Annotated in this window: 9 protein-coding genes; 2 read left to right on the plus strand and 7 right to left on the minus strand. The window is 70.7% G+C overall.

From position 1 onward, the window contains the following. Window positions 1–4 precede the first annotated feature (4 nt). Entirely contained in the window at window positions 5–3844 is a 3840-nt protein-coding gene (gene hrpA / locus SOM35_RS13515) for an ATP-dependent RNA helicase HrpA (protein WP_320515807.1), read from the plus strand. Window positions 3845–3905: 61 nt separating this feature from the next. Here hrpA and SOM35_RS13520 read toward each other — a convergent pair whose 3' ends face one another. Next, entirely contained in the window at window positions 3906–4811 is a 906-nt protein-coding gene (locus tag SOM35_RS13520; protein WP_320515808.1) for a hypothetical protein, read from the minus strand. 47 nt (window positions 4812–4858) lie between these two features. Here SOM35_RS13520 and SOM35_RS13525 point away from each other — a divergent pair, with 47 nt between their 5' ends. Beyond that, entirely contained in the window at window positions 4859–5227 is a 369-nt protein-coding gene (locus SOM35_RS13525; protein ID WP_320515809.1) for a VOC family protein, read from the plus strand. A gap of 10 nt (window positions 5228–5237) precedes the next feature. Here SOM35_RS13525 and SOM35_RS13530 read toward each other — a convergent pair whose 3' ends face one another. The 6 genes from SOM35_RS13530 to SOM35_RS13555 form a co-directional block, all read right to left on the minus strand. Beyond that, the gene (locus SOM35_RS13530) at window positions 5238–5834 is read right to left on the minus strand and encodes a YbaK/EbsC family protein (protein ID WP_320515810.1); all 597 of its coding nucleotides are present in this window, start codon (window positions 5832–5834) and stop codon (window positions 5238–5240) included. A 72-nt stretch (window positions 5835–5906) separates the two neighbouring features. After that, a complete protein-coding gene (locus tag SOM35_RS13535; RefSeq protein ID WP_341850140.1) occupies window positions 5907–7133 on the minus strand; it encodes a multidrug effflux MFS transporter in 1227 nt (408 codons plus the stop codon). A 175-nt stretch (window positions 7134–7308) separates the two neighbouring features. Further along, window positions 7309–9762 (minus strand): beta-xylosidase/alpha-l-arabinosidase, encoded by a 2454-nt coding sequence (locus tag SOM35_RS13540; protein WP_320515812.1) that lies wholly within the window; start codon window positions 9760–9762, stop codon window positions 7309–7311. After that, window positions 9759–10640, minus strand: a complete 882-nt coding sequence (locus SOM35_RS13545) for a carbohydrate ABC transporter permease (protein WP_290155914.1) — start codon at window positions 10638–10640, stop codon at window positions 9759–9761. The genes SOM35_RS13540 and SOM35_RS13545 overlap by 4 nt, the downstream gene beginning before the upstream one ends. Next, entirely contained in the window at window positions 10640–11671 is a 1032-nt protein-coding gene (locus tag SOM35_RS13550) for a carbohydrate ABC transporter permease (protein ID WP_111074509.1), read from the minus strand. Before SOM35_RS13550 ends, SOM35_RS13545 begins: the two co-directional genes overlap by 1 nt. A 2-nt stretch (window positions 11672–11673) precedes the next feature. Continuing rightward, window positions 11674–12975, minus strand: a complete 1302-nt coding sequence (locus SOM35_RS13555; RefSeq protein ID WP_253464392.1) for an ABC transporter substrate-binding protein — start codon at window positions 12973–12975, stop codon at window positions 11674–11676. Window positions 12976–13110 lie beyond the last annotated feature (135 nt).

The raw sequence follows: 13110 nt of genomic DNA on the forward strand, positions 1-13110 counted from the left end.
GCTCATGTCGAATCCCCCCGTCATCACGTACCCGCCCGAGCTGCCCGTCTCGCAGCGGCGGGACGACATCGCCGCTGCGATCCGCGACAACCAGGTCGTCATCGTCGCGGGTGCCACGGGGTCGGGAAAGACGACGCAGCTGCCGAAGATCTGCCTCGAGCTCGGGCGCGAGAGCATCGGCCACACCCAGCCTCGACGCATCGCGGCGCGCACGATCGCGGAACGGGTGTCGGAAGAACTCGGCGGCGAGCTCGGCGACCTGGTCGGCTACCAGGTGCGCTTCACCGACAAGGTCAGTGCCGCCACCCGGATCAAGGTGATGACCGACGGCATCCTGCTCAACGAGATCCACTTCGACCGCGACCTGAAGCGGTACGACACGATCATCATCGACGAGGCCCACGAGCGATCCCTGACGATCGACTTCCTGCTCGGGTACCTCAAGCGGCTCCTCACCCGGCGCCCCGATCTCAAGCTCATCATCACGAGTGCCACGATCGACCCGGGGTCCTTCTCCAAGCACTTCGACGATGCCCCGATCATCGAGGTCTCCGGCCGCACGTACCCGGTGGAGATCAGGTACAGGCCGCTCGTGGCCGAGGACACCGGCGACGACTCCGACGACGACGAGTCCGACTCCCGCACCGGCGACAGCGGCAGCAACGCCGACGACCGTGACACCCTGCAGGGCATCACCGACGCACTCGACGAACTCGCGCGGGAAGACCCGGGCGACGTCCTGGTGTTCCTGTCCGGCGAGAACGAGATCCGCGACGCGCAGGACGCCATCGAGGGCAAGCACTACCCGGGCACCGAGGTCCTCCCCCTCTACGGGCGCCTGTCCGCAGCGGACCAGCACCGGGTCTTCCAGCGGTCGAACACCCCGGGCCTCCGCCGACGTGTCGTGCTCGCCACGAACGTCGCCGAGACCTCGCTGACCGTCCCCGGCATCAAGTACGTCGTCGACACCGGCACCGCCCGCATCTCGCGGTACTCCCCGCGGGCGAAGGTGCAGCGGCTGCCGATCGAGGCGATCTCGCAGGCGTCCGCCAACCAGCGCTCCGGCCGTGCCGGTCGCACGAGTGCGGGCATCGCGATCCGGCTCTACTCCGAGGACGACTTCGACCGCCGTCCGGAGTACACCGACCCGGAGATCCTCCGCACGAACCTGGCAGCCGTCATCCTGCAGATGATCTCGCTCGGGTTCGGGGACATCGAGTCGTTCCCGTTCCTGCAGCCGCCGGACTCCCGTGGTGTGAAGGACGGTCTGGACCTGCTCCGTGAGCTCCGTGCCGTCGACACCGAGGGCGCGATCACGAAGACCGGCAAGCAGCTCACCCGCCTGCCGATCGACCCGCGGCTCGGCCGGATGGTGCTCGAGGCGAGCCGGCAGGGGGTCGGGCGCGAGGTCATCGCGATCGTCTCGGCGCTGAGCATCCAGGACCCCCGCGAGCGTCCGCTCGAGAAGCGTGCCCAGGCCGATCAGCTGCACAGCCGCTTCGCCGACCCGACCAGTGACTTCCTGACGCTGCTCGGCCTCTGGAACTACCTGGAAGAGAAGCAGGACGAACTGTCGTCGAGCGCGTTCCGCCGGATGTGCAAGGCCGAGTTCCTCAACCACCTGCGGATCCGCGAGTGGCAGGACCTGTACCGCCAGCTGTCCCGCGCGGCGAAGCAGGTCGGCATCCACGTCGGCACGGAACGCAAGGACGACCCGGACTCGGTCCACCGCGCCCTGCTCGCCGGCCTGCTCAGCCAGATCGGGCTCCGCGACCGCGAGAAGCGCGACTACCTCGGATCGCGCAACACCCGGTTCGTGGTCTTCCCCGGCAGCGTCCTGGCGAAGAAGCAGCCGGACGCCGTGATGGCCGCCGAGCTCGTCGAGACCAGCCGACTGTTCGCCCGGACCGTCGGCCGCATCGACACCGCCTGGGTCGAACCGCTGGCGGGTGACCTGCTCAAGCGCACCTACGGCGAACCCCACTGGGAGAAGAAGCAGGGCGCCGTCGTCGCCTACGAGCGGGTGACGCTGTTCGGCGTCCCGATCGTGCAGCGCCGACGCGTGCAGTACAACCGGATCGACCCGGTGCACTCGCGTGAGCTGTTCATCCGGCACGCCCTGGTCGAGGGCGAGTGGGAGTCACAGCAGGCGTTCGACCGGTCGAACCGGAAGCTCCGCCGCGAACTCGAACAGCTCGAGGAGCGCACGCGCCGCCGCGACATCCTGCTCGACGACGAGACGGTCGTCGAGTTCTACGACGCGCGGATCCCGGCCGAGATCGCCACCACCCGGGACTTCGAGGGCTGGTGGCGCCGGACCCGGCGTGACCAGCCGGACCTCCTCACCATGCGGCGCGAGGATCTGCTGGACGAGTCCGCTGCCTCCGCCGCCGAGGACGACGCCGAGTACCCGACCCAGTGGCGGAGCGGCGACCAGCGCCTCGCCGTCCGGTACCGGTTCGAGCCGGGCGCCGAGGACGACGGTGTCAGCGTGCAGGTGCCGCTCGCCGTCCTGCCGCGGATGCGCGAAGAGGGCTTCGACTGGCAGGTGCGCGGACTCCGCAAGGAGCTGGTGACCGCGCTCATCAAGGCCCTGCCGAAGCAGATCAGGAAGAACGTCGTCCCGGCTGCCGACTGGGCCGAGAAGATCGTCACCGAACTCCCCGACGACGCCCCGACGACGCCGACCGAGAGCTTCCGCGCGACCCTGGCGAAGACGATCCAACGGCTCGTGCACGTGCCCGTGTCGGAGACGGACTTCGACATGTCCCGGGTGCCGTCGCACCTGCTGCCCACCTACGCGGTCGTCGACGAACGCGGGCGCCGGGTCGAGGCCGGCAAGGACCTGTCCGCCCTGCAGACGAAGCTGAAGGACCGGACCCAGCAGAGCGTCGCCGCCGCCACACAGCGGTCGGGAGGCTCATCCCGCGTCGCCGACGCCGGTTCCGGCCGCCGCATCGAACGGTCCGGCCTCACCGCGTGGCCGGACCAGGACCTGCCCGAGGTCCTCGACACGAAGCAGGCGGGCGGCGTCATCCGCGCGTACCCGGCCCTGGTCGAGGAAGGCTCCGGCCCGAAGGCGACGGTCGGCGTGCAACTCCTCGCGACGCCGGGCGACCGCGCCGTGCAGATGCCCGCTGGGGTCCGACGCCTCGTGATGCTCGCCGTGCCCTCCCCGGTGTCGTACATCCAGCAGCACCTCACTGCCCAGGAGAAGCTCGCCCTGGCCGCGAGCCCCTACCCGTCGACGAACGCACTGTTCGACGACGTCCTGGCCGCCGTGGTCGACGCCGGGATCCGCCGGACGCACCCCGACGGGATGGTGTTCACACGGGCGGCGTTCGACCAGGTGCGCGACACCGTGTCGTCGACGGTCGTCGACACGATGTTCATCGCCGTCTCCGAGGTCGCCGCCGTCCTGACCGCGCAGCGGAACGCCGAGCGCGCGATGAAGCAGGCGACGAACATGGCGCTGCTGCCCGCACTGTCGGACATGCGGCAGCAGATGGAGCGCCTGGTGTTCGCCGGGTTCGTCTCGGTGGCGGGGCTCGATCGGCTGCGACGCATCCGGGTGTACCTGCAGGGCATCGAGGCCCGCGTGACGAAGCTGCTGCAGAACCCGGGCCGTGACGCGAGCTGGATGCGCGAGGTCACCGGGGCCACCGAGCGCTACGTCGAGGCGGGTGGGGCCTTCCCGCCGTCGGTCGGCTCGCACCCGGAGCTCGTGCACGCACGCTGGATGCTCGAGGAGTTCCGCCTCAGTCTCTTCGCGCAGGAGCTCGGCACGGCGGAGACCGTGTCACTGCAGCGGATCACGAAGGCGCTGACCGCCGCCAGCCGCTGACCCGCGCCGTCCCGCTCTCCGTCGGTGGCCGCGACGCAGTGGGGCGGCGGCGCGGCGAGGCTCACCCAGGCTCGGCCAGGCACTCGGTGCTGATGAACACCTCGCCGGAGGTCGTGGCGACGGCACGGACGGTCCACGTCGACGAGCCGTTCAGCTCCTCCGGATGCTCAGTACTCGGCGGATCCTGGCTGATGCCCGCACCCGACCAGAGCGCAGCCACGGCGTCGAACCGAGTCCGCTCCTCCGCTGTCGGCGCGGTCGGTGCCGCCGTGGAACCCTCATCGGGGCGGCGGAGGTCGTAGATGAAGGACGTGCCCGGCTCGTCGTTGCGGAGTGGGCACTCCTGCCTGGTCACCTCGGCGCCCGCGGGGTCCAGGTCCGACTGCAGGAGCGCAGCGGTGCGGGCACCCAGCTCCCGCAGCTCCCCGGCAGCGTCTCGGTCACCGAAGTGGCGTTCCGCCGCGGTGGCCGGCTGGGCGCGTCGCTGGGCGTGCTGGGCGGTGGTGCCGATCGTGTTGAGCAGCGCCGTTCCGTCCAACGCCCCGGCGATGCAGAGGACGACGATCGCCGCGATCATCGCCGCCGACGACCGGCTGCGGTCCTTCCGGCGTTCGCGGACCTCGACGACGAGCACGGCTGCCGGGATCCCGACGGCGATGGCGACGCCCAGCAGGACGGCCAGTGTGGTGCCCGGGGTCGGCTCTCCGGATCCGAATGTCTGCTGCAGGCTCGCCCCGAGTTGGAACGCGAAGCCCACGACCAGGGCAACGGGCATCAGCAACGCCACGACGACACTCGACGACCGGTTGGTCACCTGTGTGGACTGGGCGGGCGGCGCCGGGGTCGTCCGGCCCGGGACGGCAGCGTCGAGCCCGTAGGGACCAGGTGCACCCCGGTCCTCGTCCGGCTGCGACTCGGGACCGTCGTCCGGTCCGCGGTCGTGGTCGTGGTCACGTGCATCGTTCATGTTCCCCCCGAGACCCATCTTGCCGGACCAGGACTACGGTGACGGCCATGATCGGCACACTCGACGTCGTCGTCCTGGATTGCCCGGACACCCGCGCCCTCGCTCGCTTCTACGCCGCCGTCCTCGGCGGCGAGATCGTCGCCTACGACGAGGACTGGGCCGAGGTGGTCCTGCCCTTCGCCGGACACCGACCGTTGCTCGCCCTCCAGCGCGTCGACGACTACCGGGCCCCGGACTGGCCGGGGCAGAGCGTTCCGCAGCAGGTCCACCTCGACGTGAAGGTGGACGACCTCGACGTCGGAGAACAGGCCGTGTTGGCGATCGGCGCGCGGGCGACGGGCGAGGGCACCGACACCTTCCGGGTCTACCTCGACCCGGCGGGGCACCCGTTCTGCCTGGTCCACCCCCAGGACTGACCGGCGCCGGTCAGGCCGACGGGGCCGGCTCGGTCGGCCCGGTCGGCGGTGCAGGCGAGGCGGGCGAGTCGGGCTCGACCGCCAGCCCCTCGACGACCTCGACCCGCGGCAGTTCGGCGAGCACCGCACCCGGCAGGAACAGCTTCGCTCCGCGCACACCTGCCCCGATGACGACCTCGGGCGCCTCGATCACCCGGGAGTCGACGTACACCGCCCAGTCCGCGGGCAGCCCGATCGGCGTGATCCCGCCGTACTCCATCCGGGTGCGCTCGACCGCGTCGTCCATCGGCGCGAAGCTGACCTTCCGGGCGCCGAGCAGCCCCTTGACGGTCCGGTTGACGTCGAGCTTCGTGGACGCGAGCACGACGCACGCCGCGTAGGTCACGGAGTCGCCGCGCTTGCCCGCGACGACGATGCAGTTCGCACCACCGGACACCGGGAACCCGTAGGCCTCGGAGAACGCTGCCGTGTCCGCCAGGTCCGGGTCGATCGGCGACGCCTCGATCCGCTGCAGCACGGCGGAGGGCAGGGCGACCAGGGCCTCCGCGACGGGGATGGCGATCGAGCCGGTGGCGAGCAGGACGGGCATGCGGTTCAACGTCGGCATCGCTCCACCCTAGGGACGCCCACCACGACGACGTGTCAGCCGGAACGCGGACGAAGCGACCCGACCCGACCCTCACCGCGAGCCGACCACCCGCCGCCGGTCCCGCGCCGATGCCCAGACCTGCACGACCAGCCCGAGTGCGATGAACCCGGCCATCATCCCGCCCATCGCCGTCGCGGTGCCGCCGAGCGCCCCGGCGAGCGGCGTCGCCAACCCACCGAGCCCGAACGTCAGCCCACCGGCCAGCGCCGAGGCGGTCCCCGGGTGCCGGTGACCGAGCGCCTGGGTCAGCGTGATCGACCCCGGGATCACCCAGCCCCACGCGGCGGTGACGAGTGCCAGCGCCGGCCAGACCACGGCCGCGCCTGCACCGCTGACCGCGCCGAGCAGGACGAGCACCGACCCGACGGTGCCGACGGCGAGACCGATCGTGTAGAGCCGGTCCTCGGCGACGCGGCCGACGAGCTGCCGGAACACCAGGGTCGACACGATCATGCACGACGCGTTCGAGGCGAAGACGAGCGTGTAGAGCCCCTCGCCGAAGCCGTACTGCTGCTGGAACACGAACGACGACGTGGCGATGTACGAGAAGAACCCGATGGTCCCGCAGCACCCGGTGACGAGGTACCAGCGGAACCGCGGGATGCGCAGCAGTTCGGCCATCCGTCCGAGCACGGCGCGGGGCGACCGGCCGCCCGGGGTCGGCTCGACGAGGGTCTCCGGCAGGGACCGTGCGGCCGCGATGGTGAGGACGGCGCCGAGGACCGCGAGCACCACGAACGCACCGCGCCAGGTCGAGAACGACAGCACGACCCCGCCGGCGAGCGGTGCGACGACCGGCCCGACCGAGTTGACCACCGCGAGCGTCGAGTACAGCCGGCTGCGCTCGGTCCCGGTGGCCGCGTCACCGACCATCGCCCGACCCGCCACCGCGGCGGCGGCTCCACCGAGGCCCTGCACGACCCTGGCGACGACCAGGGTCACGATGTCGGGGGCGATCGCGCAGACCAGTCCGGCGACGGCGAAGAGGGCCGTCCCGCCGAGCAGGATCCGGCGTCGTCCGACCCCGTCGCTGATCGGTCCGACGACGATCTGCCCGACCGCGAAGGCGACGAGGAACGCGGTCAGGGTGAGCTGGACGGCGGCGGTCGAGACGTCGAGGTCGCGGGCGATGGCCGGCAGCCCCGGGATGTACATGTCGGTCGCGAAGGGCGACACCCCGACGATCAGGCTGAGGGTCAGCAACGGCCCCCGGCGTCCGGTCCAGGACGTGCGGGCCGGATCGGCAGCGCTGCTCATCGCCGCCACCCTAGCCCGCGCACACCCCGTGGCGACAGGGCCGACCACCGCCACCACGGATCCGGATCGGCACCCGGCCCCATGACGGACGGGAGGCCCGTGACCAGCTGGTCACGGGCCTCCCGTCCGACGGCCCCGCGCTCCCCCGCGGTGGCCGTCACCGGCCGGTTCCCCGTCAGCCGACGACCTCCCACGCGACGAGTCGCGCGTCACGGGTGGTGACCTCGTGCACCGGTCCCTCGACCGCGAGGAGCGCTCGCGGTGTCGCGGTGCCGGGCAGGACCCGGGCCGCGGTGGCGCGCTCGTTGACGATGACGCCACCGGTCGCGGTGTCCGCGTCCGCCACGGAGGCCGAGGCCGCCGCGTGCGAGCCGACCCAGACCTCCACGTCGCCGGGTTCCACGATCCGGACCATGCGCCGGTCGCTGAACGCCAGGCGGGTGGTGGGGACGGTGAACCCGAGCCGCACGGACGCGCCGGCGTCGAGGTCGACGCGGGCGTAACCGAGCAGCTGCACGACCGGACGGGTGACCGATCCGGCGACGTCGTGCCCGAACAGCTGCACGACGTGGGCGCCGGCGACCGAGCCGGTGTTCGTCACCGTGACGCTGGCGGTGAACGCCGACCCGGCACGGACCGACTCGTCGACGACCAGGTCGGCGTACTCGAAGGACGCGTACGACAGGCCGAAGCCGAACGGCCGCACCGGGGTGGAGTCGGTCGCGGTGACGTCCGACGGTCCGCCGAGGGCCGGGTGCAGGTACGAGTACGGCTGCGCGCCGGCGGAGCGGGGCAAGGACACCGGCAGTCGACCGGATGGGTTCACCCGACCGGTGACGACGTCGGCGATCGCGAGCCCGCCGCCCTCACCGGGGAAGAACGCCTGCAGGACGGCGGCGGGCCGCGGCCCCTCGCCGTCGAGCGCCCAGCTGACGGTGTACGGCCGGCCGGTGAGGAGCACCAGGACGACCGGCGTGCCGGTGGCGACCACGGCCTCCACCAGTTCGCGCTGCACGCCGGGCAGGTCGAGCGACTCGGAGTCGTTGCCCTCGCCGACCGTGCCACGGCCGAACAGGCCGGCCTGGTCGCCGACGACGACGACGGCGAGCTCGGCCTCCGTCGCGGCGGCGACGGCGTCGGCGATGCCAGTCCGGTCCTCCCCCTCGACCGTGCAGCCCTCGACGACCCGGACCGACGCGCCGGCGAACGCGTCGGTCAGCGCCTCGGCGACCGTCGGGATCGAGAACCCGAGCGGCAGACCGGGGTGGGCGGCCAGGACGTGGTTCGCGAACGAGTAGCAGCCCTGCAGCGCCTCGGCCCGGTCGGCGTTCGGGCCGATGACGGCGACCGTGCCGGGGGCCTGCCGGACCGGCAGGACCCCGTCGTTGCCGAGCAGCACGATCGACTCCTCGGCGAGACGTCGGGCGAGCGCCTGGTGCCGGGGCGAGTCGAGGTCGACGCCGGTGGGCGGTTCGTCCTCGTACGCCTCGGGGTCGAGCAGGCCCAGGGCCTCCTTCTGCGCGAGGGCACGGAGGACCGCACGGTCGACGTACGCCTCGTCGAGCTGGCCGGACCGGACGCGCTCGAGCAGCGGTTGCAGGTACGCGTCGCCGGTGGGCAGCTCGACGTCGATGCCGGCCTCGAGGGCGAGCGCCGCCGCTTCCCCACGGTCGGCGGCGACGGCGTGCATGACCTCGAGGAACGCGATCGCGAAGTAGTCCGCGACGACGGTGCCGTCGAAGCCGAGCTGTTCGCGGAGCACGCCCGTCAGGTACTCGGGGTTCGCGGCCATCGGGACGCCGTCGGTCTCGGTGTACGAGTTCATCACCGACCGGGCACCCCCGTCGAGCAGTGCCATCTCGAACGGCGGCAGGAACACGTCGCGGATCTCACGCGGCCCGGCGGAGACGGGCGCGTGGTTGCGTCCGGCGCGGGACGCCGAGTAGCCGAGGAAGTGCTTCAGCGTGGCGTGCACGCCGGCGTCCTGCAGGCCGCGGACGTAGGCGGTGCCGACCGTGCCCACCAGGTACGGGTCCTCGCCGATGCACTCGTCGACGCGGCCCCAGCGGGGGTCGCGGACGACGTCGAGCACCGGGGCCAGACCCTGGTGGATGCCGAGTTCGCGCATCGAGTCGCCGATCGCGCGGCCGACCTGTTCGACGAGTTCCGGGTCGAACGAGGCACCCCACGCGAGCGGGGTCGGGAAGGTCGCGGCCTTCCAGGCGGCCAGTCCGGTGAGGCACTCCTCGTGCACGAGGGCGGGGATGCCGAGCCGCGTCTCCCGCTTCAGGCGGCGCTGCTCCTGCCAGAGCCAGGCGGCTCGCTCCTCGGCGTCGACCGGGCGGGTGCCGTAGACGCGGGTGAAGTGCCCGATGCCGTCACGGGTGACGTCGGGCAGCGTGGCCCGGTCGTCCTGCGCGGCCGCCATCTCGCCCTGCATGGGCGCGACGACGCCGTTCTGATCGAGCCAGTAGCCGACGATCTGCGCCGTCTTCTCCTCGAGCGTCATCCGGGCGAGCAGGTCGCGGACACGGTCGCTCACCTCGGGGACGGCCGGGAGGCCCGTGGCCGGGTCCGACAGTTCGGTGCGGACAGTGTCGACCTGTCGGGGTTCGTTGGTGATCGTCATCCCTTGACCGCCCCGGTGAGGCCGCCGACGATCCGGCGCTGGAAGATCGTGAAGAAGACCAGCGCGGGGATCATCGACATGGACGTGAACGCCAGCACCTTCGCCGTGTCGACGGAGTACTGCGACGAGAACGCCTGCACACCGAGCGGCAGCGTGTAGCTGCCCTCGTTGTTGAGGATGAACAGCGGCAGGATGTAGCTGTTCCAGCTGGCGATGAACGCCAGGATCCCGACGGTGACGACGCCCGGCAGGGACAGCGGCACGATCATCCGGAAGAAGAACCCGAGGCGGCTGGCACCGTCGATGGACGCCGCTTCCTCGAGCTCGTCGGGGATCGCCCGCAGGAACGGCACCAGGATGATGACGGTCGTCGGCAGGGCGAAGGCGATCTGCGGCAGGATCACACCGGCCAGGCTGTCCGTCAGGCCCAGGTCCTTGATGAGCAGGTACAGCGGGGTGATCGCGACGGTGATCGGGAACATCAGGCCAGCGGCGAACAGGGCGTACAGGGCACCGCGGCCGGCGAACCGGTAGCGGGCCAGGATGTAGCTGACCATCAGGCCGAGCACGACGACCCCGACGGTCGTCGCGATCGCGCTGATCGCCGAGTTGCCCAGTTCCCGCCAGAAGATCGAGCTGCCGAGGACCGAGCCGTAGTTGCCCAGTTCGAACGGAGCCGGCAGACCGGCGGGGCTGGTGGTGATCTGCGAGTTCGTCCGGAAGCCGCCCAGCACGATGTACAGCACCGGGGCGAGGTTCGCGGCGACGAACAGGATCGCCACGACGTAGGTGAGCGGGTTGGCGCGACCGATGGCCGCGCTCGACCGGCGGTCACGCGTCGCCCGGCGCCCGGGGGCGACGATGCTCGTGGTGGCCATCACTTCTTCCCTTCGGTGATCGCACCGGCGGTGTCCCGGCGGAGCACGAATCGTTGGTAGATGAGCGCGACGGCCAGGGAGATGATGAACATCACGACGGCGACGGCGCTGCCGAACCCGTAGTTCCCGGAAGTACGGCCGTTCGCCACCATGTAGGTCGCCATGGTCGACGTGCCTGCGGTGGAGGCGATGTACTGCCCCCAGATGATGTAGACGAGGTCGAACAGCTGCAGCGACCCGATGATCGACAGGAACGCCCAGATGCGGATGGTCGGTCCGAGCAGCGGCAGCGTGATGCGCCGCTGGATCTGCCAGTAGCCGGCACCGTCGATCGCGGCGGCCTCGAAGAGCTCCTCGGGGATGCTCTGCAGGCCGGCGAGGAACAGGATCACCGCGAAGCCGATGTACTTCCACGAGATGATCACGAGCAGCGTCCATATGGCGATGTCCGGGTTGGACAACCAGTCCGCGCGGAGACCACCGAGCCCGATGCCCTGGAGCAGGTCGTTCACGGCGCCGTTCGACTGCAGCAGCAGGCTCCAGCCGGTGCCGACGATGACCTCGGAGATCACGTACGGCACGAAGACCAGGACGCGGATGAGACCACGGCCATGCATCTTCTGGTTGAGCAGCAGCGCGAGGACGATGGCGATCGGGCCCTGCAACACCAGCGACAGGACGACGATGAAGCCGTTGTGCATGAGGACCGACCGGAAGGCCTGGTCCTGGAAGATGATGACGTAGTTCTGCAGGCCGACGAAGTCGGTGGGCGGGCCGTAGCCCTGCCACTTGAAGAACCCGTAGTACGCGGCCATGGCCACGGGCAGGATCACGAACGTGACGAAGACGATCACGGCGGGTCCGGCGAGGACGGCGATCTCCGCGCGCTGCCGCCAGTCCGCGAGCCGCTTGGCGGGCCGACGCCCGGCGGGGCGCGGTGCCGTGGAGGCACCGCGCCCCGCCTGCGTGGACCCCGCGCCGCGGTCCGACCCGGTGGCCGGGTCCGTGCCGAGCGAGGTGTCGAGGGTCATGGTCAGCCCTTGGCCGCAGCCTGGTTGGTGGTGGTGACGATGTCCTTGGCGGTGCCCTTGCCGGCGAGGACGTCCACGACGCTGGTGTTCAGCGCGTTGCCGACGTTCTGGCCGTAGAGGGTGTCGAGGTACTGCGACACGAAGGGGGCGTCCTTGTACGCGGCGAGCGCCGTCTTCAGGTACGACTCCGACACGACGGACTGAGCGTCCTGGTTGACGGGGATCGCCTGGAAGGCCTTGTAGTAGCCCTCCTGGTTGTCCTTCTGCACGATGAAGTTGAGGAAGTCGGTGCAGGCCTTCTTCGGGGCCTTCGCGGTGCAGGAGTAGCCGTCGACGCCACCCATCATCGACTTGGGGTCACCCTTGCCGCCGGACACGGCGGGGAACGGGAACCAGCCGAGGTCCGGCAGCGGCTTGGCGTCCGGGGTCAGGGAGGAGATCACGCCCGGGTCCCACGCGCCCATGAGTTCCATGGCCGCCTTGTGGTTGGCGAGGAGACCGGCGGAGCTGCCGGCGCCCTGCTGTGCGGCGGTGGTGAGGAAGCCGTCGTTGAACGGCTTGGTGTCGTTGAAGGCCTCGAGGTCCTTCCCGGCCTTGGTCCAGCAGGCGTTGTCGAACTTCAGCGACTCGGCGGCACCGGTCAGGGTCTTCTCGCTGCAGGCGCGGAGCGCGAAGTTGTAGTACCAGTGCGCGGCGGGCCAGGCGTCCTTCGCACCGACGGCGACCGGGTCGACGCCGGAGTCCTTGAGCTTGGCGATGTCGTCGTTGAGCTCGTCCATCGTGGTGGGCGTGCCCGTGATGCCGGCCTTCTCGAACAGGTCCTTCGAGTACCAGATGCCCTCGGGGAGCACGGCGACGGGCATGGCGTAGGTGCCGTCCTTCGCGTCGTAGCCCGAGAACGTGCCGGCGCTGATCGACTTCTTGGCGTCGGCGCTGATCGAGTCCTTGATGTCGAGCAGCTGCCCGGCGTTGATCATGGCGTTGAGCTTGCCGCCACCGCGCTGCAGGAAGACGTCGGGGCCGTCGCCGGAGTTCAGCGCGGTCTGGAGCTTGCCGTCCAGGTCCTCGTTCTGGATCGCCTGGATCTTGATCGTGACGTTGGGGTTCTTCTTCTCGAACGCCTTGACCGTGTCGGCCCAGTAGGCCTTGCCCGGACCGGTGGTGGAGTTGTGCCAGAAGGTCATCGTGACCTTGCCGTTGCCGCTGCCGTCGTCGGCGGCTCCGCCGCTCGAGCAGCCCGTGGCGAGCAGTGCGGTGCCGGCTGCGATGGCGATGGCCGCCGCGAACCTGTTCTTCCTCGTCATTGTGGAGTCCCTCGGTAGTCGTCGTTGACATGCGACCGCGAGGCCGCACGGAGAGCATGCCTGGCGCTCATTCGGCTTGTCAATCGATTTCGATAACGATTTCGGTCCGTGGCGGTCCGCGGCTGAGGACCCCTC

The sequence above is a fragment of the Curtobacterium sp. CFBP9011 genome (genome assembly GCF_034045095.1).
GTDB lineage: Bacteria > Actinomycetota > Actinomycetes > Actinomycetales > Microbacteriaceae > Curtobacterium.